This is a genomic window from Xanthomarina gelatinilytica, from assembly GCF_000348685.1.
Lineage (GTDB): Bacteria > Bacteroidota > Bacteroidia > Flavobacteriales > Flavobacteriaceae > Xanthomarina > Xanthomarina gelatinilytica.
Genome location: NZ_ANLA01000007.1, coordinates 51103 through 77125 on the forward strand (window position 1 = coordinate 51103; position 26023 = coordinate 77125).

Below are 26023 nucleotides of genomic sequence, written 5' to 3' on the forward strand. Positions count from 1 at the left end.
ACTCTAAAAAGAAGCTTATCTTTGCAGCCTGTAAAAAAACGAAATAGTATTCAAACACCCGTTATTTTCGGGAAAAGCTTATGAGAACAAAATCGCTTAAAAAGAATAAAATCAATGTGGTAACCCTTGGCTGTAGTAAAAATGTGTACGATAGCGAAGTGTTAATGGGACAACTAAAAGCCAGTGGCAAAGAGGTTGCACATGAAGAGGAAGGAAACATTGTGGTAATTAATACCTGTGGTTTTATCAATAATGCCAAGGAAGAAAGTATCAATACCATTCTGGATTTTATGCAGAAAAAGGAAGATGGCGAGGTTGATAAGGTTTTTGTTACAGGTTGTTTAAGTGAACGTTACAAACCAGACTTACAGAAAGAAATCCCTAATGTGGATCAGTATTTTGGAACTACGGAACTGCCAGGCTTATTAAAAGCCTTGGGTGCAGACTATAAACATGAACTTATTGGAGAACGATTAACCACCACACCAAAAAACTATGCTTATTTAAAAATTGCTGAAGGTTGCGACAGACCTTGTAGCTTTTGTGCCATTCCTATCATGCGTGGCAAACATAAATCCACTCCAATAGAAACACTGGTTATTGAAGCTGAAAAATTGGCAGCCAAAGGCGTTAAGGAATTAATTCTTATTGCCCAGGATTTAACCTATTATGGACTGGATTTATATAAGAAACGAAATCTAGCAGAACTTCTTGAAAACCTTGTGAAAGTGGAAGGCATCGAGTGGATCCGTTTGCATTATGCCTTTCCTACAGGATTCCCTATGGATGTGTTGGAGGTGATGAAACGTGAACCAAAAATTTGTAACTATCTGGATATTCCGTTGCAGCATATATCTGATGATATTCTTAAAAGCATGCGTCGTGGTACCACCAAAGAAAAAACAACCAAACTCTTAAAAGCATTTAGGGAGGCAGTTCCAGAAATGACCATTCGTACCACACTAATTGTAGGATATCCTGGAGAAACCGAAGCGCATTTTAAGGAGTTAAAACAATGGGTTGCCAATATGCGTTTTGAGCGTTTGGGCTGCTTTACCTACAGTCATGAAGAAAATACCCATGCATACAACTTGGAGGACAATGTGCCGGAAGACATCAAACAGGATCGTGCCAACCAAATCATGGAAATTCAATCACAAATTTCCTGGGAATTGAACCAAGCTAAAATCGGACAAACCTTAAAAGTGGTTATCGACAGAAAAGAAGGCGAATATTTTGTTGGAAGGACCGAGTTCGATTCTCCAGATGTAGATAACGAAGTGCTTATAGATGCCTCAAAAACCTATTTGAAAACTGGGGAATTTACAACTGTAACAATTACTGATGCAGCCGATTTCGACCTATATGGAGAGGTTGCTGTTATTAACTAAGTCTCATCTTCTATTTCAAGGCGAAGCAAAGAATCTGTATAATAGAATGGATTCTGTTTGTTGCTGGAATGGGATTATTTAACCCCGAAATATCCAACTTTGTGCTTATTCATACACCAGCAAATCTCCAGGCTGGCAATCCAAAGCTTCACAAATAGCTTCCAATGTGCTAAACCTGATGGCTTTGGCTTTTCCGGTTTTTAATATGGATAAATTGGCTAAGGTCAATCCCACTTTTTCAGAAAGCTCATTCAGCGACATTTTTCGCTTGGCCATCATCACATCTAAATTTACAGTTATGGCCATGGTTTATACAGTTAAATCGTTTTCGGTTTGTAGTTCAACCCCTTTGGAGAAAATAATGGCAATGATATAAATTATAGCTGCCATTATAATAAATGCTTGGCTGTCTGCCCAAAATTTGTTAAGCATATCTATTTGGTAGCCATGATGCTGAAGGTATTTGGCGGTTTGTCTGGCTATATAACTTAAAATACCAATAGCAAAGGTATTATAGCTAATTTGTAAAATCTGTTTGGAAACAAAATGGTTAAAGGGTTTCAATAAATCAATTTTGGTAACCAGTACAATTACCAAATAAAATAGATAAGCTTTTAGAATTGCAATAAGCAACACAAAACCATAGATCCCAAAAAAAGTCCATTTGCTAAGGACATAGATCTCACTTAAATCTAATTTTTGATATAGGTTGGGAATAAATTCAGGCTTGAAAAGACTAAAGAAAAAATTAACAAGCAAGCCTCCTGCTTCTATGCATAGACCAACAAAAATGATCCAGGATATAATCTTAAGACCAATAAATACAAAGTTATTTGTTTTGGACATCTTTACATGTTTTAGAATTACACAACAAATATCAATAAAAATTTATTGAAAAACAATAAATATTTATTGAAATATTTAATTTTAACCTGAAGTCATCTCCATACGTTTAAATTATAAACATAGATACCATAAGGTTCGGCCTAGCAACTTTTAAGTTATTTTTAAGACAAGAAACCGTATCTTTACTTTTTTAAAACTGCAAAGCGTCACTATGCCAACAGACTGTATTCCTTTTAAAGACACCAATTATTTTTCAAGTTTAATTTGTGATTATTTAGATAATAAAGATTCTCTAAAACCCTTTTATAACAGGTTCCCTAATGTGGGGAATTTTAAATCTCAAATCGAGGAAAAAAGGATGTCTGTACAAGGGCAATCAAGAACGGCATTGGTATCTAGTTTGAAAAATCAGTATCAACATATAAATATCTCATCCCAGACGCTTCAAAACATAGAAGCCTTGAAAGATGAAAATACCTTCACCATTACTACAGGTCATCAGCTAAATTTATTTACGGGACCTTTGTACTTTTTTTATAAGATTATAGCTACCATCAACCTGTGTAAAGAGCTAAAAGAAACTTATCCAGAGCTTCATTTTGTGCCAATTTATTGGATGGCTACAGAAGATCATGATTTTGAGGAAATTAATTTTTTCAATCTTAATGAAAAAAAAATAAGTTGGAATAGAGAAGCATCTGGTGCTGTTGGGGAACTGGATTTAAAAGGCTTGGAGCAAGTATCTGAATTGTTTTCTTCCTATTTAAACAGTGGTAAAAATGCAGAACGTTTAAATAAGTGGTTTCGTGAAGCTTATACCAAACACGCCAATTTAACCGAAGCTACCAGATATTTGGTAAACGAATTTTTTACCGAAACAGGCTTGGTGATACTTGATGGAAACGACGCTGGATTAAAACGCTTGTTTATTCCTTATCTAAAAGACGAATTAATCAATCAAACTGCTTTCAAAAAGGTATCTGAGACTTCCAAACAACTTAACAACTTAACACCAAACTATAAAATACAGGTCAATCCACGTGAAATCAATCTCTTCTATTTAAAAGATAACCTAAGGGAACGTATTGTTTTTGAAGATGAGGTTTATAAAGTATTGAACACAGACATCACTTGGAGCGAGAGTGAGATTCTACAACATCTTAATAAAGCACCGGAAAGGTTTAGCCCAAATGTTATTTTAAGGCCTTTGTACCAAGAAGTCGTCCTTCCAAACCTCTGTTATATTGGAGGAGGAGGGGAATTGGCTTACTGGCTTCAATTAAAATCCAATTTTGAAGCACAGCAAGTCGCTTTTCCTATGTTATTGCTTCGCAATTCGGCCTTATTGATTTCAGCAAAACAGCAGAAGAAACTTAAAAAACTAGATCTTGAGATAGCCGATTTGTTTTTAAAGCAGGACGACTTAATTGAAAAGGTAACCAGAAAACACTCTGAAATCAACATCGATTTTTCAGAACAAAAAACCTTTTTAAAAAAGCAATTTGAAGCACTGTATGCCATAGCCCAAAAAACCGATAAATCTTTTTTGGGAGCCGTTTCAGCTCAGGAGAGAAAACAAATTAAAGGTCTGGAAAATCTGGAAAAAAGATTGCTTAAAGCCCAAAAGCGACAATTAAAGGAAATTTTAGATCGCGTTGTGGCACTTCAAAACGAATTGTTCCCAAATCACAGCCTTCAAGAACGTCAAGCCAATTTTTCTGAGTTTTATTTGGAATATGGAGACCAATTTATTCAGCAGTTAATGTTAAATTTGCAACCTCTAAAACAGCAATTTTTAATATTAAACTTAGAGTGAATCCATGCACAAAATCGATATAGACCTGATAGAAATGACTTTGGATGTTATGAAATATGCCATTGGCAGAATTTCCGCTACAGAGCATCCTATAGGAAAACCTAAAAAATACGAAGAACTTAAAGAACTTGTTGGCGAAACCGTTACCGAAAAAGGTGTTGGTGGCGAATATGCTTTCAATTTATGGAAAGAATACCTGTCTAAAGCCAATGTGCCTGTAGACCACCCAAGAAACTTGGCCTTTGTGCCAGCTTCCCCAACGCGTGCAGCCATTATGTTCGATTTGGTAACCTCTGCCTCAAGCATTCATGGTGCATATTGGATGGAAGGTGCTGGTGGTATTTTTTGTGAAAACGAAGCCATGAAATGGATTGTGTCCTTAACAGGTTTGCCAGAAGGTGCTTTTGGGGTTTTTACCAGTGGAGGAACAGCTGCCAACTTATCAGCAATTGTTACAGCCAGGGAACATTGGCGGGAAGACGAAACTTATAAAAGGGAGAAAGGCTTGATCATTACATCCATTGGAGCGCATTCTTCAATTAAAGCCATGGCAAAAGTGGCCGATGTGGACATTCTTTTGGTAGATTCTGAAGAACGGTTAACTGGAGCCGATCTGCGAAAAACCATAGATAACCTAAACTTTCACCAACGCAAAAGACTTTTTGCAGTTGTGGCAACTGGAGGCACAACCAATGCTGGAATCATTGACGATTTAGAAGGTATTGCCGATATTTGTGAAAAGGAAAACATTTGGTTCCATGTGGATGCAGCTTATGGTGGAGGCGCTTTGGCAGCCGATTCCGTAAGACATTTATTTAACGGTATTGAACGTGCAGATAGTATCACCATAGATCCTCATAAATGGATGTTTTCACCTTACGATTGTGGCGCAGTTATATACAAAAAACCAGAACTGGCCAAAAATGCACATTCGCAACAAGGTTCTTATCTGGATATTTTTAAGGACGAAGGCGCACATGGTTTCAATCCTACCGATTATCAAATTCAATTAACTCGTCGTGTACGTGGATTGCCTTTGTGGTTTTCTTTGGCTACCCATGGAACGGACAGATACAAACAATCTGTGGAAAGAGGGATTGAGTTGGCACAAATAGCTGGCAAAATGATAGAGGAAAACCCTCATGTGGAATTGGTAAGGGAACCAAGCTTATCCTGTGTGCTTTATAGGAGAAAAGGATGGAAACCCGAGGATTATACCCATTGGACCTACGAAAATCATAAAAAAGGCTTTGCCCTGGTAACACCAACCAAATGGAAAAATGGAGATACCTATGAAACGGTTTCACGTTTTTGTTTTATCAATCCAGATACCACTGAAGAAGATATTCGGTTGATTTTGGAAACCATGAATTAAGCATTGTTTTAAATTATTGAATGTATGGCATGCTGAAAACAAGTTCGGCAATACGTAGAAAAGATACAAGTCATAAAGCATACGTAAATTCGTGGCAAAAAAGTATAAATCATAAATAGCTATTCAAAAATCAATTACTATTTTTGCGCATGCAACACAACAACATACTTATTTTAGATTTCGGTTCGCAATACACACAACTAATTGCGCGAAGAGTTCGGGAACTCAATATTTACTGTGAGATTCACCCATTTAACAAAATTCCTGACAAGCTTGAAGAATACAAGGCTGTCATACTCTCAGGAAGCCCTTTTTCCGTGAGAGGTGAAAACGCACTTCATCCAGATTTATCAAAAATCAGAGGTAAAAAACCGGTTTTGGCTGTGTGTTATGGCGCACAATATTTAGCCCATTTTTCTGGAGGTGAAGTAGCGCCTTCGGATACTAGGGAATATGGTCGGGCTAAATTATCCTACATAAAACCCAATGAAACCTTCTTTAAAAATATCAACGAAGGAAGTCAGGTATGGATGAGCCATAGCGATACCATCAAACATCTTCCAACTAAGGGTGTTTTATTGGCAAGTACGCACGATGTGCAAAATGCAGCTTTTAAAATTGAAGGAGAAGAAACTTATGCCATTCAGTTTCATCCTGAAGTGTACCATTCAACCGATGGGAAACAGTTATTGGAAAATTTTTTAGTGCATATAGCCAAGGTAAATCAAGACTGGACACCACAATCCTTTGTTGAAGAGACAGTGGAAGAGCTACAGCAAAAAATAGGTAACGATAAGGTGGTTCTTGGACTTTCAGGAGGTGTGGATTCTTCCGTAGCAGCCATGTTGTTGCATAAAGCCATAGGTAAAAACCTGTATTGCATTTTTGTAAATAACGGTTTGTTGCGTAAAAATGAGTTTTTGGAAGTTCTGGATCAGTATAAGGACATGGGACTTAATGTAAAAGGTGTGGACGCTTCGGCACGCTTTTTGGAAGCACTTGCTGGATTAAGCGACCCAGAAGAAAAGCGTAAAGCTATTGGTCGCGTGTTCATTGAAGTGTTTGATGATGAAGCCCATGAAATTTCAGATGTTACTTGGTTGGCTCAAGGAACTATTTATCCAGATGTTATTGAAAGTGTTTCAGCAACAGGAGGACCAAGTGCTACCATTAAAAGCCATCATAATGTAGGTGGATTGCCAGATTTCATGAAACTAAAAATTGTGGAGCCTCTAAAAGCATTGTTTAAGGACGAAGTACGTCGTGTAGGAGCTTCCATGGGTATGGACGCAAACTTATTAGGGCGTCATCCATTCCCAGGACCAGGACTGGCCATTAGGATTTTAGGGGATATCACTGCCGAAAAAGTGCGTATATTGCAAGAGGTTGATGCCATCTTTATTAATGGACTGAAAACTTGGGGCCTGTACGACCAAGTTTGGCAAGCAGGAGCCATACTTTTACCGGTAAATAGTGTTGGAGTGATGGGAGATGAACGTACCTACGAAAAATGTGTGGCTTTAAGAGCTGTTGAAAGTACGGATGGGATGACAGCAGATTGGGTGAATTTGCCTTATGAATTCTTGCAAAAAACATCAAACGATATAATAAATAAAGTAAAAGGCGTTAATAGGGTAGTATACGACATTAGTTCAAAACCACCTGCAACCATAGAGTGGGAATAATAAATTCCTAGGATATCTGGAATTTTATTGAATAATGCTATTTTATTATTTAGCCCCAAAGGATTTATAAACCTTGTGGGCTTGTAAAATTAAGGTATTATGTTGCAATTTATTTTTTGAATAATTAAAAAGCCTAGCGCCATTTAGACCGTATAATTAATAATATGAAAAAAATAATATACATCTTATTCTTGGTTTTAATTGTGGGTTGTGCTTCCAGTCAAGCTCAAAATTTTAAAACACATAAAGTTAAGCAAGGGGAAACCATTGAAAGCATTGCCAAACGCTATCAAGTAAACACACAAGATATCTATGGTTTGAATCCAGATGCCAAAAAAGGAATCAAAACAAACGCAGTTTTGATCATTCCCAATTCCAAAAGTTCAAATTCAGCGCCTCAAGCCACTATTGAAAAGGAATTGGTTGGGTTTAAACAGCATAAGGTAAAGCGAAAAGAAACCCTATACAGCCTAGCTAAAGAATATGATGTTGAAGAAGCTGAAATAAAAAAACACAACACATTTTTATATGCCAATAACCTCCGTAAAGGGGATGATTTAAAAATTCCGGTTTACAAAAAAGTGTTTACAGTTTCAAAACCGGAAAGCACAACAAAAATATACACAGTTTTACCAAAAGAGGGTAAATGGCGTATTGCCTACAAATTTGGGATTACCATCGATCAGTTGGAAGCATTGAACCCAGATATGGGAGAGGTTTTAAATGTTGGAGACCAAATACATGTGCCAAACATTAACCAAAAAGAAGAAAAACCTATAGACGAAGCCTATTCATATTACAAAGTCTTGCCAAAAGAAGGCTTTTACAGACTGAAACTGAAATTGGGTGTGGAGCAAGAGCAATTGGAAATTTTAAATCCAGGCCTTAAAGAATCTGGTTTAAAAGAAGGGATGATTTTAAAAATCCCTTACAATGCAACAGTAGGGGAAACCACAAATACAGAGCAACAGGAAATAGATCTAACAGATCGTATCAAGAGCTCCAATACAAAACATCTTGTAATCATGCTGCCATTTCAACTTAATAAAGTGGATGCAGACTCTATACAAGACGCAAAAAAAGAACTTACCTCAAATCCATTTCTTAGCATGTCAATGGATTTCCATTCGGGAGCATTAATGGCTTTGGACTCACTTAAAAAGTTGGGAGTTAATTTAAAAGTGGATGTTTACGACACTAAGAATTTATTAAGTGAAGTGTCACATATTTTAAACACCAATGAATTTAGTGATGTGGATGCCGTTATTGGGCCCTTTATGCAAAACAACATAGAGAAAGTAGCTTCAGAATTAAAAACGTACCAAGTTCCTGTAATATCTCCAATCACCAAAAACGTGACACTTACAGAAAATGTGTTTCAATCCAGGCCTTCTGAATCGTTACTTTATGATAAAATAGTTGATTTTGTAAAAAACGATAGTATCAAGCAACATGTGATCATTGTGTCTGATGCAAAGCATACCAAAGTCAGTGATAACCTGAAACGCACCTTTTTGTCGGCGTCACAAGTATTTTCAAGAAAAAACAGAAAAGGGGAAGATGCCTTTTATATCTTGGATCAAGATATTTTAGGGAGTCTAAAGCCTGGGAAAAATGTTGTCTTTTTAGAGTCTGATAATCCAGGATTTGTGTCCAATGTCACCAGTAAATTGAACTCCATGAAAAATAAGGAGCGCAACATTGTATTGGTTACCACCAATATGAATGCAGCTTTTGAAGACGATGAAGTTTCAAATTACCATTTGTCACATTTGGACTTTCATTTTCCAACCATTTCCAAATCTTACAATGAAGACGATAATAATTCCTTTGTAAAAGCATACGAAAAGCGTTATGGCATTACGCCTAACAAAGTAGCAGTCCGCGGTTTTGATATAACCATGGATGTGGTATTGCGTTTGGTAAGTTCAGAAGACTTATACCTTTCTGTCACGGAAGCTCCATTAACAGAATATGTTGAGAACAAATTTGCCTATAAAAAGAAATTTTTAGGTGGTTATTATAACGATACGGTTTACTTGGTTAAATATCAAGATTTAAAAATTGTTGAAGTAAACTAAATACTTCAAGGCCTGGTGCCACTTAATAATATAAATGTATTATGAAAACAATGTGGCATAAAGGAGGATTTTTGGTGGTTTTTGTACTTGTTGATTGTTTGGTCTTTTCACAAAATGTGCCTGGCATCACTTGGTCGGAAACATTCAAGTTGTCATGGAACGATTTTAAAGACCAACCAGATCCAGACACAGATGTGGTTGCCATAACGGCTTCAGGACTTACCTTTCACTATGCCATTCAAAAAGAAAACGATGAGATCATTGGGTTTAGCACAGAAGTAAAAACCAGTTTTTACCCTGAAAAATCATGGGTAAAATCAGAAAGAGCCAATGCACACATTTTGTCGCATGAACAATTGCATTTTGATATTACGGAATTACATGCAAGGAGGTTTAGACAGCAATTATCTAAACTAAAAGTTTCAAAAAATCTAGTTGAAACCTTAGATTCGATACATTATCAAATTCAAACAGATTTGAAATTGATGCAGAATGTATACGATATGGAAACGGATTTTTCAAGGGATATAAAAGCTCAGGCCCATTGGGAACAGCATGTGCAGGAAGAATTGTTGAAGCTTTCAGGATTTAAATCTTAACTATTTATTTTGATACAACCAGACAAAGAGTTTTTAATTAAATTGGCACACACCAAAATGCCATTTGGAAAATATAAAGACCGTTATCTTATAGATTTACCAGAATATTATGTGGTTTGGTATCATAACAAAGGGTTTCCTAAAGGACCATTGGGACAGATGTTGGAAACAGTGTATGAATTAAAATTAAATGGCTTGGAAGAGTTAATAAGAAATATAAAACGCCAGTTTCCCAAATAAATTCTAACCTGTACCAAATGTAAATTTAATCTAAAAATGGTTTTAGGTATTGAGTGCTTATATGTTTTTAAAAGCTTATTTTAAAAAACATTACCCAATATTAAGCTGTTGGTACCATGAAACAAGGTGCTTACAGTAAACCATTAATTTTCCAAACAAATAACCGTATAAACTTGAAACTTCTCAACTTAAAATTGTAAATTTGCCTGCGTTTAACAGCGCAACATGACAACGACTACAAAATACATATTTGTAACAGGAGGTGTGACTTCTTCCTTAGGAAAAGGCATAATTGCAGCTTCTCTTGCAAAATTACTTCAAGCACAAGGTTATAGAACAACCATCCAAAAACTGGACCCTTATATCAATGTCGATCCAGGGACTTTAAATCCTTACGAGCATGGAGAATGCTATGTAACGGATGATGGAGCAGAAACCGACTTGGATTTAGGTCATTACGAACGTTTTTTAAACGTACCAACCAGTCAGGCAAACAATGTGACTACTGGGAGAATTTACCAAAGCGTTATCCAAAAGGAAAGACGTGGAGAGTTTTTAGGGAAGACCGTTCAAGTCATTCCCCACATTACAGACGAAATTAAGGAACGTGTTCAAATACTTGGCAAATCTGGAGATTACGATATTGTGATCACTGAAATTGGTGGAACCGTTGGTGATATTGAATCCTTACCTTATGTGGAAGCTGTACGTCAGTTAAAATGGGATTTGGGAGACAACAATGCCATTGTGATCCATTTAACCTTGGTACCCTTTTTATCGGCAGCTGGAGAATTAAAAACCAAGCCAACCCAGCACAGTGTAAAAACCTTGATGGAATCTGGTGTTATGGCAGATATCCTAGTGTGTAGAACAGAACACGAATTGCCAGACGAGCTAAGAAGTAAATTGGCCAAATTCTGTAATGTACGCGAAGAAGCTGTTATTCAATCCATAGATGCTTCAACCATTTACGATGTGCCAAATTTAATGCTGGAACAAGGTTTGGATAAAGTGGTTTTAAAGAAACTGGCCTTGGAAAGCTATACGCCAGATTTAACCAATTGGAATAAATTTTTGCAACGTCATAAAAACCCAACAACCGAAATTACCATTGGTTTAATAGGGAAATATGTAGAACTTCAGGATTCCTATAAGTCTATTTTAGAAGCTTTTATCCATGCTGGAGCAGAAAACGAAGTAAAGGTAAATGTAGAACCCATTCATTCCGAATATTTAAACCAGGACAATATTAAAGTAAAACTTTCTCATTTAGATGGGGTTTTGGTTGCTCCAGGTTTTGGTGAAAGAGGAATTGAAGGAAAAATAGAAGCTGTAAAATTTGTTAGGGAAAACAACATTCCTTTCTTGGGGATTTGTTTGGGCATGCAAATGGCTGTTATAGAATTTGCTAGAAATGTCCTGAATTTAAAAGATGCCAATTCTACAGAAATGGACAGCAAAACACCACATCCCGTGATTGCCTTAATGGACGAACAAAAAAATGTAACCGATAAAGGAGGAACCATGAGACTTGGTGCTTGGGCTTGCGATTTAAAAATGAATTCATTGGCACAAAAAGTATATAAAGCCAACACCATTTTAGAGCGTCACAGACACCGTTTTGAATTTAACAACAGTTACAAAGAGCAAATTGAAGCTGCTGGTATGTTGGCAACTGGTTTAAATCCAGATACAGGACTTGTTGAAATTATTGAAATCCCAGAACATCCATGGTTTGTAGGTGTGCAATACCATCCAGAATACAAAAGTACGGTTGCCAACCCACATCCGTTGTTCGTGGCTTTTATCAAAGCAGCTTTAAAACATAAAAAAACAGGAAAAAGTGCCAGTATGGCACAAAAATAAAAACGGATTGGTTTTTGACTTATCCAAACGTCCCTAAAACAGGGATATTAATAAACCACCAAGGTTTTCTTCAATTAACAAGAAGAGATAAATATGGAAGAAAAGAAAATTGACTTAAATTCGATTATCGGATTTGTACTTATTTTTGGGATACTTGTGTACATGATGTACATGAATAAACCAACTGAAGAAGAGCAAGCAGCTCAGGAACAGGCCAAGCAAGAACAATTGGAAGCTGAGAAAAAAGCTGCTGAACAAAATAATGTAGCTGTTACCACTGCTGAGGATTTTTCTGCCGCAACCCTAACAGACTCTTTGCAATTGGTAGCCCTAAACAATAAATTGGGAGCTTTTGCTTATTCATCCACACTTCCATCGGCTACCAACAACGAAACTGTTGTTGAAAACGATGTGCTAGCCCTAAAATTCAGCAATAAAGGAGGTTATTTATCTGAAATTAAACTAAAAAAGTTTGTCGATTTTGATTCGGTTCCTATCTACCTGGTTAGAAATGGAAATACCGATTTCAATATTAATTTCGGTACAACCGATAGCCGCATTCTAAATACCAAAGACCTCTATTTTCAGCCTACTGTAACCAAAAATGGAGAGAACACTGTGGTTTCCATGAAACTGAAAGTATCTCCGGAAAAATACTTGGAGTATCGTTATGAGTTAAAACCAAACGATTATATGGTAGATTTTACCATTCAATCCAAAGGCTTGAATAACGTCATCAACAGTTCTCAGGAAGTGAATTTAAACTGGAGTTTAAAAGCCTATCGCCACGATCAAAGCATTAGCTACGAAAACCGTTACACACGCTTAACCTATCAATACGACGAAGGTAAAATAGACAAACTGGCTCAAGCAGGTAGTGATGAGGAGCTTATAGAAGATGTTAAATGGTTGTCTTACAGACAGCATTTCTTTAGTTCCATTATGGTTTCTAAAGAACCTATAAAACGTGTAAATATTGCTTCTGAAGATTTGGTGACCAACGAAGATGTTGATACTGTTTTTACCAAACAATTTATCACCAAGTTCCCACTGACTTTTCAGGCAGGTGAAATAAACCAACCTTTAAAATTTTATTTTGGACCTACAGACAGTAAGATATTAAAGAAATATGACGATAACCTAGATGAAAGCATTCCGTTTGGTTGGGGTATTTTTGGATGGATCAACAAAGCCTTGTTTATTCCATTATTTGGCTTTTTAAGTAGTTTCTTGCCTTATGGAATTGCCATTATTGTCATGACCATTCTTATAAAGCTGTTAATGTCTTTTGTACAGTACAAGCAATTTTTGTCACAGGCCAAATTAAAGGTCTTAAAACCAGAATTGGATGCCATAAGGGAAAAATACAAAGACAACAAAATGAAAGCACAACAGGAAACCATGGCGCTTCAAAACAAAGCTGGGGCAAGTCCGTTAAGTGGTTGTTTGCCAGGGCTTATTCAGTTGCCGGTTTTCTATGCCCTGTTTATGTTCTTCCCAACAGCGTTCGATTTAAGACAGAAAAGTTTCCTTTGGGCAGACGACTTATCTTCTTACGATGCTGTGGCATATTTACCGTTTAAAATTCCTTTCTATGGAGACCATGTGAGTTTATTTCCTATTTTGGCTGCCATTGCTATTTTCTTTTACATGAAAATGACAACAGGACAGCAAATGGCCTCACAGCCAACACAGGAAGGCATGCCAGACATGGCAAAGATGATGAAGTTCATGATTTACCTGTCGCCATTAATGATGTTGTTTTTCTTTAATAATTACGCATCAGGATTAAGTTTGTACTATTTCATTTCCAACGTCATTAGTATAGGAATCATGTTGGTAATCAAGAATTACATCCTGGACGAAGATAAAATCCATGCGCAAATTCAGGTCAATAAAAAGAAACCTAAAAAGCAAAACCGTTTCCAGAAAAAAATGGAACAAATGATGGAACAGGCAGAGCAGCAAAAACAAGCGCAACAAAAACGTAAAAAATAATTTTAAGCTGCCATATTTGGCAGCTTTTTTGTTAAATAACATTTTAAGTTAGTAAACGTTATAATAGCAATTAAACAAAATATATATATTTAATATGAAACAGGTTCTGGTTCTTTTACTAGTGGTTATCCCTACCTTAATCATGGCTCAAAACATCAACCAGTTTGATGAAAATGGGAAAAGACATGGTGTCTGGAAAAAAACGTTCGACAATACCAATGTGCTTCGGTATGAAGGCGCATTTAAAAACGGCAAAGAAATAGGGTTGTTTAAATTTTACAAAAACATCAATAACGAAGCAGTATTAACAGCTACCAAACAATTTAATGAGAACGACAATCTAGCAGAAGTGACCTTCTATGCATCAAACGGAATGATTATTAGCAAAGGTTTGATGAAAGAAAAAAAATACATTGGAGCTTGGACCTACTATCACAACAACTCCAACCAAGTCATGACTTTGGAACATTATAACAACCAAGGACAGTTGCATGGAGAGAGTTTGGTTTATTACCAAAGTGGACAAATAGCTGAAAACCGATTTTATAAGGAAGGCAAACTCCATGGAAAAGCCACTTGGTTTTATGAAAATGGAAACCTTATGAAAAGCTATCACTATGTCCAAGGGGAGTTACATGGCGAAGCCAAATTTTATAATGCCAATGGAACATTGGAAATTGAAGGTCAATATAAAAACGATAGAAAAGATGGAATATGGAAATACTATAAAGAAGGTGAATTAAACGAAGAAAAAGATTTTACGCGCTATTCCAAAAATCCTTATTTAAAGAAAGACTAACACCTATTTAATCTGGCAAACCCTAAAAACTTTGCCTTGAAGCTTTGTTTTTACCTTTTTTAAGGAGTGTTTGTAACTGTTTTACTGGCAGTCTCGGGTGTGGCAAAATATAAAAGCTCCTTATTTTCATAAGGAGCTTTACTTTTTAGGTAAATCACAAGTTGAGTAAGCTATTAATCAATCGAAGTAGGGAGTTCACCTAAACATAAGTACCGTAAAAATAGGAAAAATTATTGTCATTTTGAAAACTTTTAGGGACTAAAAATCAGGGCTTTTGGGTAACCTATTGAAAGCGATAGTATTAAGCAGCTGTACTTTAATTAATAAACCGTTAAAAAGAGATAGATTTATCTAAAATACCTATCTTTGCAAACTGAAATTATGAAGAAAAAACGTGTAATAGTTGGACTTTCTGGAGGTGTCGATTCCAGTGTGGCAGCATACCTGCTTAAAGAGCAAGGATATGAGGTTATAGGCCTGTTTATGAAAAACTGGCATGACGATTCTGTAACTATTTCCAACGAATGTCCTTGGTTGGACGATAGTAACGATGCCATGTTGGTGGCAGATAAATTGGGAATCCCTTTTCAAACGGTCGATTTAAGCGAGCAGTACAAAGAGCGTATTGTGGACTATATGTTCCATGAATATGAAAAAGGCCGAACCCCAAATCCAGATGTGCTGTGCAATCGTGAGATTAAATTCGATGTGTTTATGAAAATAGCCCTGGATCTTGGAGCAGATTATGTGGCAACGGGACACTATTGTAGAAAACACACCATTGAAAAAGATGGTAAACAAATACACCAACTCTTGGCTGGAGCAGATGCCAATAAGGACCAATCGTATTTTTTATGCCAGCTATCCCAAGAGCAATTGGCCAAAGCCTTGTTTCCTATTGGCGAATTGCAAAAACCAGAGGTTAGGGAGATTGCAGCACAACAAGGTTTGATTACTGCCGAAAAGAAAGATTCTCAAGGACTTTGTTTTATTGGGAAAGTCCGGTTGCCAGAATTTCTTCAGCAACAATTAAAACCTAAAGAAGGTTTTATTGTTGAGGTTTCAGACGATTTTCAAGCTTACAATCAGGAATTGCCCAAGTTTCAATCCAAGACCGAAGAATTGCAATATCTGTCCAAGAAGATATCCTACAAAAAACAAGATGGTAAAGTGGTTGGCAAACACCAAGGTGCACATTATTTTACCAAAGGGCAACGCAAGGGCTTAGCTGTTGGAGGGACTGTGGAACCGCTTTTTGTTATTGACACCAATGTGGAAGACAACATAATTTATACAGGTCAGGGCAAGCAACATCCAGGATTGTTTAAAAAGGTACTTTTTGTATCAAACGACGAGCTGCACTGGGTTCGTGAAGACTTGAAGCTTCAAATAGATGGGACCATGGATGTTATGGCGAGGATTCGATACAGGCAACCTTTGCAAAAAGCGACTTTACATCAAGTAGATTCAGGTATGTATGTAGAGTTTCAAGAACCACAATCTGCCATAACCGAAGGACAATTTGTGGCATGGTATCTTAACGATGAATTAGTTGGTTCTGGAGTAATTTCTTAAATTGCATGAGTAAATAAGATACTCATGACCTCAAGACTACTTTTTTTAATACTGCTCTGCATGCCATTTCGTGTTTTTTCCCAAGAAGATGCTTGGGTGTATTTAACAGATAAAGAGAATGTGGCTCAAGCTTTGGCAAATCCTATTTCTATTTTAACTCAAGAAGCCATAGATAGAAAAATGGCTCATGGAGTTTCTATAGACTCTCGGGATGTTCCAGTAAACGAAAACTATATTTCGCAATTAAAACAGCAATCGGGTATTACGGTTTTGGCTAAATCCAAATGGTTCAACGCTGTTCATGTTCGTGGTACGGAAACAGATATCAATAATTTGGTAGCGTTACCTTATGTGGATCACATTATTTTCGCTAATAAAAGCTTAAATGCAAGAGTGGAAATTCCAAAAAATAAATTTGAGTTTGAAACAGCACGAACCAGTTTTGATTATGGTCAAGCTGCCAATCAAATAACAATGATTCAAGGGGATGTTTTGCATCAAAGCAACCACACAGGAAACGGAATGGTCATTGCTGTAATTGATGCTGGTTTTCCCAATGTGAATACCATGGGAGCTTTCCAGCGCTTAAGGGATAACAATGGTATTTTGGGAGCTTATGATTTTTTTGATAGAAATCCAGATGTTTACGCCAATACCTCCAGTTCCCACGGAACCTTGGTTTTAAGCACCATGGCTGGCTATGTGGAAGGGTCTTATGTTGGTACGGCACCAGATGCTTCGTATTATTTGTTTAGAACAGAAAATGCCCCAGACGAAAATCCCGTAGAGGAAAGTCTTTGGGTAGAAGCAGCCGAACGTGCAGATAGTTTGGGAGTGGACATCATCAATTCTTCTTTGGGATATAAAATTTATGACAATGCCAATTACAATCATACCGATGCAGATTTGGACGGACTGACCACCTACATTAGCAAAGGGGCCAATATCGCTTTTGAAAAAGGCATCTTGGTTGTAAATTCTGCAGGAAATGCTGGTACAAATGGATTGAATGCTCCTGCCGATGCAGCTGGAGTTTTTACCATAGGGGCTGTGGATGCTAATGGAGATTATGCCGGTTTTAGCTCTCAAGGCAGCATCTTTCAACCTACCCAAAAACCAGATGTGGTGACTCAAGGCCAAGCCAGTGCTGTAATTTGGTCAAACAACAACATAGGAACCGCCAATGGCACCTCTTTCAGTGCACCTATTATGGCTGGAGCTTTAGCCTGTTTATGGGAAGCCTTACCAGATTTAACCAATGCCGAAATCATGCAGTTGGTTCGGGAATCGGCCTCACAATACCTAACACCAGACTATACTTTGGGATATGGAATCCCCAATTTGGCCACAGCCTTAAATCAAGGCTTAAGCCTTCCGGAGGCTGAAAACCTCCAACATAACATTCAAATATATCCAAACCCTGTATGGCATGAACTGCATCTCAAGATGCCTTCTACAGAAACAAATGTTCAGGTTATTGTATATACCATCTTAGGAAAAGCAGTCATGGAAGCAAAGGTGTTCCAGTCTACAACAATCAACATGTCCTCCCTAGCTAATGGGGTTTATTTATTAAAAATCAATACTCAAAAAGAGACAATAACCAAAAAAATCATCAAAAAATAATACAATCTCAATATAGAATCAGTTTCAAGAATTATCTTGATCAAAGTCGAAAGCTCTTTTAACAATATATTTATGACAAACAGAATCACACAACTTTTCAATACCACATATCCAATCGTTCAAGCCGGCATGATCTGGAATTCCGGTTGGCGCTTGGCTTCGGCTGCAAGCAATGCAGGAGCATTAGGTTTAATAGGGGCAGGATCCATGTACCCTGACGTTTTAAGGGAACACATTCAAAAATGCCAAAAAGCCACTAACAAACCATTTGGGGTCAATGTGCCTATGCTGTATCCAAACATCCAGGAGATCATGGATATTATTGTGGAAGAAAATGTTAAGATTGTATTTACCTCGGCAGGAAACCCTAAAACCTGGACCAGTTGGTTACAGGACAAAGGCATCACTGTGGTACATGTGGTAAGTAGTGTGAAATTTGCATTAAAAGCTCAAGAAGCAGGTGTGGATGCTGTGGTTGCCGAAGGTTTTGAAGCTGGAGGACACAATGGAAGGGACGAAACCACTACCTTAACATTAATTCCTATGGTAAAGGAGCACTTGCAAATTCCATTAATTGCAGCTGGAGGAATTGCTACAGGAAAAGCCATGTTGGCAGCCATGGTTTTAGGAGCCGATGGCGTGCAAGTGGGCAGCCGTTTTGTGGCCAGCGAAGAAAGCTCGGCACACCAAGCCTTTAAACAAGTGGTTGTGGATGTTAAAGAAGGCGATACCCAATTAACCCTAAAAGAATTGGCACCTGTTCGTTTGGTGAAAAATAAATTTTACAACGAGATTCAGGAATTGTATAAAACAGCTCCAACACCTGAACAATTAAAAGACTTATTAGGTCGTGCAAGAGCAAAACGGGGCATGTTTGAAGGCGATTTGGATGATGGCGAATTGGAAATAGGCCAAATTGCTGGTTTGATACATGACATTAAACCAGCTGCTCAAATTGTGGCAGACATGATGCAGGAATTTGAGGAAGCGAAACAGTTTGTTGCTACACTTTAAAATCCTACTTATGAAATTAAAACACCTTCCAATATTGTTGTGCCTGACGTTCTGTATATCATTGGCAACAGCCCAAAAACCTGAAAAAGTTAAAAAGGTTACGGAAAAAGTGTCTTTTGGAACGGCAACATACCAAGTTTTAAAATCAGATAAAATAACCAAACATGGTACTTATAAGGTCATGGATTATATTTATAAACAACCACTAGTTGTCGGCACTTATCTGTATGGTGAAAAAAATGGTGTATGGAAGGCATGGTATGCAGGAACAAATCACTTAAAAAACGAAGGGACTTATAAAGCAAATAAAAAAGTAGGGATTTGGAAGTATTACGATTATTTTGGGGTATTGCTGCATAGCTATAACCATGACACAGATACCCTTATATTTTCCAGTGCATGTGGAACCGATACAAAATATGAAGTGCTTGTTGATGGAATATCAGTTTGGAAAACCCTTGATTGTCCACCAGCATACCTTGGAGGGATCTCAAATTTGAATATCGATATTACAAATACCTATATTAATTCCAAAAAAGAAAACACCAATGCTGTTGGAGCTATTTATGCAGATATTTCCATATTAGTTAAAAAAGATGGGACTGTTGGAGACCTAAGAGCAAATGAACCCTTGTTAAACCAAGATTTCAGGATTATATTGGAAGATATGATAAACAATACAAAAGGCGAGTGGTTGCCAGCTGAATTGGATGGGGAAAAAGAGGATGCCTATGTGGTCTTAAAGTCTGTTATATCGAGTTTTCAAACAAGTGATTAAACGTTGCAGTACAACTATTGCTTCAATAAGGCATCAATAGAAACCTGATACAGCCTACTGGAGCCATTATCGGCTTTATGCAATTCGCTTATAAATTCTTCAGTGGTTAAGGCCTTTTCCTGTTGTACCTTTGTATGGTCCCGTTTGCTTGTAAAGTATAAGGTATTCGTTTTGGTATCTACAAAAGGACAGTAATCCATCTTGTTGGAATTGATGTTTGCTCCTAAATTTTCAGCAGGTGTCCATCCGTCCTCTGTTTGAAAACTGATGTATAGATCCCCACTTCCAAAACCGTCTTTTCGGTTATAACTTCCAAAAATAATGTAGGAGGCATCTGGAGCAATAAAGGCATTGTATTCATACCCTTCGGTATTTATGGACATAGGTAGTTTCTTGGGTTTTTGGTACCTATTGTTTTCATAAACGCTAATATAAATATCATCCTTCGTTTTTAAATCTGGATTGTCTCGTGTAAAATAAAAGTCCCCATTGTTTGCAATGGAAGGGTAAAACTCTCCATCTTCCGTATTTATGGGGCTTCCTATATTTTTTGGTTCAGACCAAGCAGCGTCTAAAGTGGCTCGTTCCACAAACCAAATATCAAAATCTTTTTGCTGGATTTGACTTTGGTCTAAGGGTCTGCTGGACACAAAATAGAGTGTCAATCCATTTGAAGCAAAATATGGTTCCAAATCAAAATGCATCCCGGAAAACGAAGCAATTTCAGGTTGCGACCAAATGTTGTTTTCTTTTTTAACAGAAACAATGGCAGATAAATTGCCCATGACACTTTGTGCTGTAAACAATATTTCTTTGCCATTAGGCGATAGGGTAAAATCCCTAACGTTAGGGAATTGTTTGGTGAGCTCTGCTAAAAATAATTCTGGGGTTTCCTGCGAAAAGCTAAACAGTGAAATAAGCGAAATTCCTATGGTGTAAATAAATTTCATATATAAAATTTGAAGCAAGATACTGAAAGCCATAAAACCAAATTCTTAACAGGATGTTAATCTGTTATAAAAACCAACAGTTGGTTAGTTTAACAAAAAGCTAAGTGCTACTTTTGCCAAATGGTTTTAAGCAACTACACCAAAGAGTTTAAATACAACTGGAAACTGTCGGCTCCTGTCATGTTGGGCATGTTGGGACATACCTTTGTGCAGTTTATAGACAATGTGATGGTTGGGCAATTGGGAACTGCCGAACTGGCTGCTGTGTCCCTTGGTAATAGTTTTATGTTTATTGCCATGTCTTTAGGGATAGGTTTCTCTACGGCCATTACGCCTTTGGTTGCCGAAGCAGATGCAGCCAAACATTTTTCAAAAGGGAAATCGGCATTCAAACACGGTCTGTTTTTATGTACCGTTTTAGGGGTTTCCTTGTTCCTATTGGTGTTTTTTGCAAAACCCCTCATGTATTTAATGAAACAGCCCTTGGAAGTGGTTGAACTGGCTATTCCGTATTTAAATTTGGTGGCCGTTTCATTAATTCCATTAATAGTGTTTCAGGCCTTTAAACAGTTCAGCGACGGTTTGTCCATGACCAGATATCCCATGTATGCAACCATTTTGGCAAATGTGGTAAACGTGTTTTTAAACTACGTGTTGATTTTTGGAAAGTTTGGTTTTCCAGAACTGGGCATAGTTGGAGCTGCTTATGGTACATTGGCATCACGAGTGGTCATGGTGGCATATATTTGGTGGTTGCTAAAAGGAAAAGAAAAATCCAAAGCCTATGTTACCAACATCAAGTTTTTTTCATTAAACAAATTGATGCTAAAAAAACTGATGAACTTGGGTGCTCCAAGTGCCATGCAAATGTTTTTTGAAGTGGCCATTTTTACAGCAGCCATTTGGTTAAGTGGCTTGTTGGGCAAAAACCCACAGGCAGCAAATCAAATAGCTTTAAACCTATCGTCCATGACCTTTATGGTGGCTATGGGATTAAGTGTCACTTCCATGATTCGGGTTGGTAACCAGAAAGGCTTAAAAAATTATCTGGAACTGAGACGCATTGCCTTTTCCATTTTTTTATTGGGAACCATATTTGCTGTCTTTTTTGCCATAGTCTTTTTTGCGTTTCATAAGCATTTACCTAAAATGTATGTGGATTTTAACGATTTGGAAAACCTGGCAGACAATACCGAAGTGGTAAGCATTGCATCCAAACTATTGATAGCAGCAGCCTTTTTTCAAATAAGTGATAGCATTCAAGTCGTGATGCTTGGTGCTCTAAGAGGTTTACAGGATGTAAAAATCCCAACCATTATGACCTTTGTTTCCTATTGGATCATAGGGTTTCCTATTAGTTTTTTCTTGGGAAAAGAGGAAGCTTATGGAAGTTTTGGGATTTGGTTGGGCTTATTGGCAGGATTAACAACAGCCGCTATTTTATTATATGTTCGATTTAATTATCTTACTAAAAAATTGATTCTTGATAACAACTAACAACTAACAACTAACAACAACTATGGATTTCCCAAAATTCTTATTAGGCGACAACACCGATTATCCAACAGCAATTTTTGTGATACACACAGAATTTCCTAGATTTATTATCAATTTAGAAAATGATGATGTGGAATGGTTGGAAGATTTCGATCAGCACGATCAAAAAGAACTTGAAATGGAGGCTGAAAGTTTAATCCAACAAGCAACCGATTTTTACGACAGGGAAATTTCCCGTTACGAAGATTAATAAACACACAATAATCAAATAAGGGCTTGAATAAAACTAATCAGGGATATTTTAAGCATTTTTAACTATAGGTACCCATAACACATGTTAGAACAACTTTTACAACTGGACACAGACCTTTTTTTATACCTTAACAACTTAGGAAGTACCACTTGGGATGCTTTTTGGATGTTTTATACCACCAAGTTTTATTGGATACCCTTTTATGCTGTGTTGTTGTTTTTAATATTTAGGCAGCATACACCAAAAATGTTTTTGGTAACCTTGGTGGTTGTAGCTCTTATGGTCACTTTTACAGACCAAATCACCAATTTGTTTAAGCATGGGCTCATGCGTCCTAGACCTTGTCATGAAGAAGCTTTACAAAGTGTCATGCGATTGGTAAAACCACATTGTGGTGGTAAATATGGCTATTTTTCTGGTCATGCCTCCAATTCCATGGCAGTTGCTGTTTTTGTAGGCTTGCTGCTAAGGCATAAATACCGATACCTTATTTTTATCATGCTTTTTTGGTCTGCTTTAATGGGATATAGCAGGATTTATATAGGTGTTCATTACCCTCTGGATGTGCTAAGTGGTTTTGTGTTTGGAGCAGGTTCTGGATTTATGTTCTATAAACTAAGTCAGTTTTTAAAGCATAAATACAAGCTTCACTAACTTACTTTCTCTCAAAAATATAAAACACGTTCAAAAGCCTGTCGTTATAGGGTTTGGAATCTGAAGGGAAACGGTTTAAATTATAGGTTCTTAGCTTTTTAATTTCAAAATCGGTTTCCAATCGGTTTAATGTTTTTTCCTTTAAAGGGTCTTTGCTAAGCAATCCAAACCTGCTCTCTTTTGGCATCTTGGTTTCCTCATCGTACAAGGAGATAAAAGGAATTTTGTCTCCATAATACCAAAGCATTTCTGGAGACACATAATTTTCGGCATACAATTTCAATCCTTCAGCTTCCAGTTCGGTTTTAAGATTTGAAATAGACTGGTATTGCTCATTTGTCACCCCTTTGGAAAGTGGCAAGACCGTTAGTATAACACCTGCAAAAAAGAGAATTGTAAGTCTAAATACCATACGTATATTTTTTTGTCTCAAATAAGCTAACATGCTTAGCCCCAATCCGAATAAAACAATTGATGCCAAAATGTAGGATACCAAATGACTGGTTATCGCATCCTTTAAAAACACATAGCCAAGAATGGGAAAAGCCAGTCCAATACAAGCTATAAGTCCAAAATGAACATATACCGGAAAGGTTTCACGTTTATCGGTGAGCGTGTTAAAACGTCTGATTAAATAGTCTATATAAAACCCAATATTGATTGCCAACGGAATTAAAACAGGCATCAGGTATCTCGATTTCTTTTCTGGAATTAGGGAAAGGAGCAGAACGGCCAAAAGGGTCCAAAGCAAACTAAATTGATAGCCCTTTAAATGGTTTACCCTTGTCTTTAAATAAGGATACAACAAACTTATAAAAGCAGGAATGGTCCAAAGGCCACTTTGAGTGAAAAAACTCCAATAATAATAAAACGGTCTGATGTTATAACTGGACCAATTGGAAGTTTCCTTGTCTGTAATGGCATGAAAGGTGTCGGGATCTTGATATCTTACATACAAATACCACCAACCTCCAACCACTAACGCCAAAACAATCACACTTAAAAAGGAAAAGGCCTTGGCTTTTACGTTCTTGTATTTAAATACAAAACCATAAGCCAACAAAAAAGGCAACATCAAGGCATACATGGAAACGGGACCTTTGCTTAAAAACGAAAAGCCTATAAAACAACCTGCCAGAAAGCTGTGTTTCCAATAGGATTTATTTTTTTCAAACAAAAGAAATAACTGATAGATGGCCACACACATAAAGCCATGTGTAAAAATATCCCAAGGCGCTTCAATGGTAATAGCTATAATATAAAAGGAAGTTATGGCAATAAAAGCATGTTGCAGGCTCTGTGTGGTATCTTTAACCAATAACATTGAAATTTTAAATATGGACACTCCAAGAATCATGATAAACAAAATGGCTGGAAGCCTAAGGGCAAAGGTGCTTTTTATACCAAATAGCAATCCAGAGACAGCAGTAAGCCAGGTTGGTAAGGGAGGTTTTTCGTAACGTGGTTCGCCGTTCATGGTGGTTAACAACCAGTTGCCATCTTGTACCATTTCTCTGGCTGTGATAAAGTTCCTGGCTTCCATGATGGAAACATCCAATACCTTTAAATTGGGTAACAACATAAAGGCTGTAAACAAACAGATACTAATAACAGGATGTCTTTTTATAAGTTTTATCATGCCGATTTATGTAATAAAACAAGATTTCTAATATAAATAACGGTTCCTAAAACATGACCTACAAACAGGACTGGATCTTTCCTAAAAATGGCGTAGGTTAAAATCAATGTAGAACCAAACAGACTTAAAATCCAGAAACCCAAAGGCAAAGCAGATTCTTTGTGTCTTTCGGAATAAATCCACTGATACACAAAACGTAGGGTAAAAACAACTTGAGACACAATGCCCAAGGCCAATAACCAAAACGGAATGGCTTCGTTTTTAAATAATAGTTCCACATCTATGGCATTGTTGTTATAATAAAAAATAACAATGAAAATTGGGACAAAAAACAAAAATATCTGTAGGATTTTAGGCAAACGTTGCCATTGATTCTGTAATTGTAAATTCCTAATGTATATAAAATAGGTTAAGGCCTGTCCAAACATGATGGCAAAGTCGTTTCTTAAATATCCATAAACAAACAGTAAAAAGGAAGCCATTAGACTTAAGGACCAAAACAGGGTAGGTGTGGTTACCTGTTTTTGTTTTTCTGAAGTGAGCCATTGTACTATAAGTCTGGAAGAGAATAAAATTTGAGCCAAAAACCCAATACTATATGTAATCCAGTTGCTCATTATCCTTTTTTAGCTACAGTATAGTTAATATACTTTTTCTTCATCCACAAATAAGCAAAACAATCCATTAAAGGGCCAAGCAATCGGTTCCATAAGCCAAACTTGGCAGTACCTGCTATTCTTGGAAAGTGCTGTACGGGAACCTGAATGATTTTTCCTTCCTGTAACAAAATCATGGCTGGTAAAAATCGGTGCAACCCCTTAAACATGGGGATGCGTTTGGCATAGTCTGTTTTAATAACTTTTAAAGGGCATCCCGTATCGTCCATGCCATCGTGGGTGAAGGCACGTCGGATTCCATTGGCAATGGTAGACGACATGTTTTTAACAAAACTGTCTTTTCTGTTGGCCCTCACTCCAGTTACCAAGTCGTAAGTGTCTATGTGCTCTAAAAGTAAATTAAAATCTTCTGGGGCTGTTTGTAAATCGGAATCTATATAGCCTACCAAAGGCGTGTCGACATAATCAAAACCAGCTTTGATGGCAGCACTTAAACCCCTGTTCTCCTTAAAACAGATATAATTGAAATCTGTTTGTCTGTTGCAAATGCTTTCAATAAGGTCTTGGCTTGTATCCTTGGAGCCATCGTTAACAAAAAGGATTTTGGTTTTCCTGGTTGCAATTTTGGTGTAATCCAACAGCGCTTGTTCAACACGAATTAAATTATCTTCTTCATTATAAACGGGAACTATAATGGTAAAATCGTAACTCATAAATGGTTTCT

Annotated in this window: 23 protein-coding genes; 17 read left to right on the forward strand and 6 right to left on the reverse strand. The window is 37.0% G+C overall.

The window, feature by feature from the left end:
* Positions 1-80 precede the first annotated feature (80 nt).
* Positions 81-1391, forward strand: a complete 1311-nt coding sequence (rimO, locus tag D778_RS05530) for a 30S ribosomal protein S12 methylthiotransferase RimO (RefSeq protein ID WP_007648540.1) — start codon at positions 81-83, stop codon at positions 1389-1391.
* 105 nt (positions 1392-1496) lie between these two features.
* On the opposite strand, the gene D778_RS05535 is transcribed toward rimO, so the two are convergent.
* Together D778_RS05535 and D778_RS05540 are read right to left on the reverse strand one after the other, a co-directional pair.
* Positions 1497-1697: a helix-turn-helix domain-containing protein gene (locus tag D778_RS05535; RefSeq protein WP_007648541.1), complete on the reverse strand. Its 201-nt coding sequence runs from the start codon at positions 1695-1697 to the stop codon at positions 1497-1499.
* Positions 1698-1700: 3 nt separating this feature from the next.
* Positions 1701-2237: a DUF2975 domain-containing protein gene (locus tag D778_RS05540; protein ID WP_007648542.1), complete on the reverse strand. Its 537-nt coding sequence runs from the start codon at positions 2235-2237 to the stop codon at positions 1701-1703.
* 211 nt (positions 2238-2448) lie between these two features.
* On the opposite strand from D778_RS05540, the gene bshC reads away from it, so the two are divergent.
* The 13 genes from bshC (at position 2449) to D778_RS05605 (ending at position 19689) form a co-directional block, all read left to right on the forward strand.
* Positions 2449-4053 (forward strand): bacillithiol biosynthesis cysteine-adding enzyme BshC, encoded by a 1605-nt coding sequence (bshC, locus tag D778_RS05545; protein WP_007648544.1) that lies wholly within the window; start codon positions 2449-2451, stop codon positions 4051-4053.
* Positions 4054-4057: 4 nt separating this feature from the next.
* Positions 4058-5428, forward strand: a complete 1371-nt coding sequence (locus tag D778_RS05550) for a pyridoxal phosphate-dependent decarboxylase family protein (protein ID WP_007648545.1) — start codon at positions 4058-4060, stop codon at positions 5426-5428.
* A 149-nt stretch (positions 5429-5577) separates the two neighbouring features.
* On the forward strand, positions 5578-7113 hold the full coding sequence (gene guaA / locus D778_RS05555) for a glutamine-hydrolyzing GMP synthase (protein WP_007648546.1): 1536 nt from the start codon (positions 5578-5580) through the stop codon (positions 7111-7113).
* A gap of 164 nt (positions 7114-7277) precedes the next feature.
* A complete protein-coding gene (locus D778_RS05560) occupies positions 7278-9194 on the forward strand; it encodes a LysM peptidoglycan-binding domain-containing protein (RefSeq protein ID WP_007648547.1) in 1917 nt (638 codons plus the stop codon).
* A gap of 50 nt (positions 9195-9244) precedes the next feature.
* Complete coding sequence (locus tag D778_RS05565; protein WP_007648548.1) at positions 9245-9793, forward strand: DUF922 domain-containing protein; 549 nt, start codon at positions 9245-9247, stop codon at positions 9791-9793.
* A gap of 9 nt (positions 9794-9802) precedes the next feature.
* Positions 9803-10033: a DUF3820 family protein gene (locus tag D778_RS05570; RefSeq protein ID WP_007648549.1), complete on the forward strand. Its 231-nt coding sequence runs from the start codon at positions 9803-9805 to the stop codon at positions 10031-10033.
* 225 nt (positions 10034-10258) lie between these two features.
* Entirely contained in the window at positions 10259-11899 is a 1641-nt protein-coding gene (locus D778_RS05575; RefSeq protein ID WP_007648550.1) for a CTP synthase, read from the forward strand.
* A gap of 93 nt (positions 11900-11992) precedes the next feature.
* The gene (gene yidC / locus D778_RS05580; RefSeq protein ID WP_007648551.1) at positions 11993-13897 is read left to right on the forward strand and encodes a membrane protein insertase YidC; all 1905 of its coding nucleotides are present in this window, start codon (positions 11993-11995) and stop codon (positions 13895-13897) included.
* 94 nt (positions 13898-13991) lie between these two features.
* The gene (locus D778_RS05585; RefSeq protein WP_007648552.1) at positions 13992-14696 is read left to right on the forward strand and encodes a toxin-antitoxin system YwqK family antitoxin; all 705 of its coding nucleotides are present in this window, start codon (positions 13992-13994) and stop codon (positions 14694-14696) included.
* A gap of 381 nt (positions 14697-15077) precedes the next feature.
* Positions 15078-16271 (forward strand): tRNA 2-thiouridine(34) synthase MnmA, encoded by a 1194-nt coding sequence (gene mnmA, locus D778_RS05590; RefSeq protein ID WP_007648553.1) that lies wholly within the window; start codon positions 15078-15080, stop codon positions 16269-16271.
* A gap of 24 nt (positions 16272-16295) precedes the next feature.
* On the forward strand, positions 16296-17897 hold the full coding sequence (locus tag D778_RS05595) for a S8 family serine peptidase (RefSeq protein WP_007648554.1): 1602 nt from the start codon (positions 16296-16298) through the stop codon (positions 17895-17897).
* Between the two features lie 72 nt (positions 17898-17969).
* Entirely contained in the window at positions 17970-18911 is a 942-nt protein-coding gene (locus D778_RS05600; RefSeq protein ID WP_040491588.1) for an NAD(P)H-dependent flavin oxidoreductase, read from the forward strand.
* A gap of 10 nt (positions 18912-18921) precedes the next feature.
* Positions 18922-19689, forward strand: coding sequence for a toxin-antitoxin system YwqK family antitoxin (locus tag D778_RS05605; RefSeq protein WP_007648556.1), 768 nt, complete (start codon positions 18922-18924; stop codon positions 19687-19689).
* Positions 19690-19703: 14 nt separating this feature from the next.
* Here the strand turns inward: D778_RS05605 and D778_RS05610 are convergent, their stop codons facing one another.
* Complete coding sequence (locus tag D778_RS05610) at positions 19704-20639, reverse strand: TolB-like translocation protein (protein ID WP_162138289.1); 936 nt, start codon at positions 20637-20639, stop codon at positions 19704-19706.
* Between the two features lie 120 nt (positions 20640-20759).
* On the opposite strand from D778_RS05610, the gene D778_RS05615 reads away from it, so the two are divergent.
* The 3 genes from D778_RS05615 (at position 20760) to D778_RS05625 (ending at position 23043) form a co-directional block, all read left to right on the forward strand.
* Positions 20760-22136 carry an MATE family efflux transporter gene (locus D778_RS05615; RefSeq protein WP_007648562.1) on the forward strand — a complete coding sequence of 459 codons (1377 nt, stop codon included), beginning with the start codon at positions 20760-20762 and terminating at the stop codon, positions 22134-22136.
* A 22-nt stretch (positions 22137-22158) separates the two neighbouring features.
* The gene (locus D778_RS05620; protein WP_007648565.1) at positions 22159-22386 is read left to right on the forward strand and encodes a hypothetical protein; all 228 of its coding nucleotides are present in this window, start codon (positions 22159-22161) and stop codon (positions 22384-22386) included.
* Between the two features lie 84 nt (positions 22387-22470).
* A complete protein-coding gene (locus tag D778_RS05625; protein ID WP_007648566.1) occupies positions 22471-23043 on the forward strand; it encodes a phosphatase PAP2 family protein in 573 nt (190 codons plus the stop codon).
* Between the two features lies 1 nt (position 23044).
* On the opposite strand, the gene D778_RS05630 is transcribed toward D778_RS05625, so the two are convergent.
* Genes D778_RS05630 through D778_RS05640 form a run of 3 tightly spaced genes read right to left on the reverse strand, consistent with a single transcriptional unit; the run spans position 23045 to position 26012 of the window.
* Positions 23045-24682, reverse strand: a complete 1638-nt coding sequence (locus tag D778_RS05630) for a glycosyltransferase family 39 protein (RefSeq protein WP_007648570.1) — start codon at positions 24680-24682, stop codon at positions 23045-23047.
* Positions 24679-25299, reverse strand: coding sequence for a lipid-A-disaccharide synthase N-terminal domain-containing protein (locus D778_RS05635; protein WP_007648571.1), 621 nt, complete (start codon positions 25297-25299; stop codon positions 24679-24681). Before D778_RS05635 ends, D778_RS05630 begins: the two co-directional genes overlap by 4 nt.
* Complete coding sequence (locus D778_RS05640; protein ID WP_007648577.1) at positions 25299-26012, reverse strand: glycosyltransferase family 2 protein; 714 nt, start codon at positions 26010-26012, stop codon at positions 25299-25301. Before D778_RS05640 ends, D778_RS05635 begins: the two co-directional genes overlap by 1 nt.
* Positions 26013-26023 lie beyond the last annotated feature (11 nt).

What these genes read in the sequence shown, in the direction of transcription:
- yidC (WP_007648551.1), top strand. Translation starts at nt 11,993, where the DNA reads ATGGAAGAAAAGAAAATTGACTTAAATTCGATTATCGGATTTGTACTT.
- D778_RS05585 (WP_007648552.1), top strand. Translation starts at nt 13,992, where the DNA reads ATGAAACAGGTTCTGGTTCTTTTACTAGTGGTTATCCCTACCTTAATC.
- D778_RS05550 (WP_007648545.1), top strand. Translation starts at nt 4,058, where the DNA reads ATGCACAAAATCGATATAGACCTGATAGAAATGACTTTGGATGTTATG.
- D778_RS05640 (WP_007648577.1), bottom strand. Translation starts at nt 26,012, where the DNA reads ATGAGTTACGATTTTACCATTATAGTTCCCGTTTATAATGAAGAAGAT.
- D778_RS05625 (WP_007648566.1), top strand. Translation starts at nt 22,471, where the DNA reads ATGTTAGAACAACTTTTACAACTGGACACAGACCTTTTTTTATACCTT.
- D778_RS05615 (WP_007648562.1), top strand. Translation starts at nt 20,760, where the DNA reads ATGGTTTTAAGCAACTACACCAAAGAGTTTAAATACAACTGGAAACTG.
- D778_RS05575 (WP_007648550.1), top strand. Translation starts at nt 10,259, where the DNA reads ATGACAACGACTACAAAATACATATTTGTAACAGGAGGTGTGACTTCT.
- guaA (WP_007648546.1), top strand. Translation starts at nt 5,578, where the DNA reads ATGCAACACAACAACATACTTATTTTAGATTTCGGTTCGCAATACACA.
- D778_RS05605 (WP_007648556.1), top strand. Translation starts at nt 18,922, where the DNA reads ATGAAATTAAAACACCTTCCAATATTGTTGTGCCTGACGTTCTGTATA.
- mnmA (WP_007648553.1), top strand. Translation starts at nt 15,078, where the DNA reads ATGAAGAAAAAACGTGTAATAGTTGGACTTTCTGGAGGTGTCGATTCC.
- D778_RS05595 (WP_007648554.1), top strand. Translation starts at nt 16,296, where the DNA reads ATGACCTCAAGACTACTTTTTTTAATACTGCTCTGCATGCCATTTCGT.
- D778_RS05610 (WP_162138289.1), bottom strand. Translation starts at nt 20,639, where the DNA reads ATGAAATTTATTTACACCATAGGAATTTCGCTTATTTCACTGTTTAGC.
- D778_RS05535 (WP_007648541.1), bottom strand. Translation starts at nt 1,697, where the DNA reads ATGGCCATAACTGTAAATTTAGATGTGATGATGGCCAAGCGAAAAATG.
- D778_RS05620 (WP_007648565.1), top strand. Translation starts at nt 22,159, where the DNA reads ATGGATTTCCCAAAATTCTTATTAGGCGACAACACCGATTATCCAACA.
- D778_RS05565 (WP_007648548.1), top strand. Translation starts at nt 9,245, where the DNA reads ATGTGGCATAAAGGAGGATTTTTGGTGGTTTTTGTACTTGTTGATTGT.
- D778_RS05560 (WP_007648547.1), top strand. Translation starts at nt 7,278, where the DNA reads ATGAAAAAAATAATATACATCTTATTCTTGGTTTTAATTGTGGGTTGT.
- D778_RS05600 (WP_040491588.1), top strand. Translation starts at nt 17,970, where the DNA reads ATGACAAACAGAATCACACAACTTTTCAATACCACATATCCAATCGTT.
- D778_RS05630 (WP_007648570.1), bottom strand. Translation starts at nt 24,682, where the DNA reads ATGATAAAACTTATAAAAAGACATCCTGTTATTAGTATCTGTTTGTTT.
- rimO (WP_007648540.1), top strand. Translation starts at nt 81, where the DNA reads ATGAGAACAAAATCGCTTAAAAAGAATAAAATCAATGTGGTAACCCTT.
- D778_RS05635 (WP_007648571.1), bottom strand. Translation starts at nt 25,299, where the DNA reads ATGAGCAACTGGATTACATATAGTATTGGGTTTTTGGCTCAAATTTTA.
- bshC (WP_007648544.1), top strand. Translation starts at nt 2,449, where the DNA reads ATGCCAACAGACTGTATTCCTTTTAAAGACACCAATTATTTTTCAAGT.
- D778_RS05540 (WP_007648542.1), bottom strand. Translation starts at nt 2,237, where the DNA reads ATGTCCAAAACAAATAACTTTGTATTTATTGGTCTTAAGATTATATCC.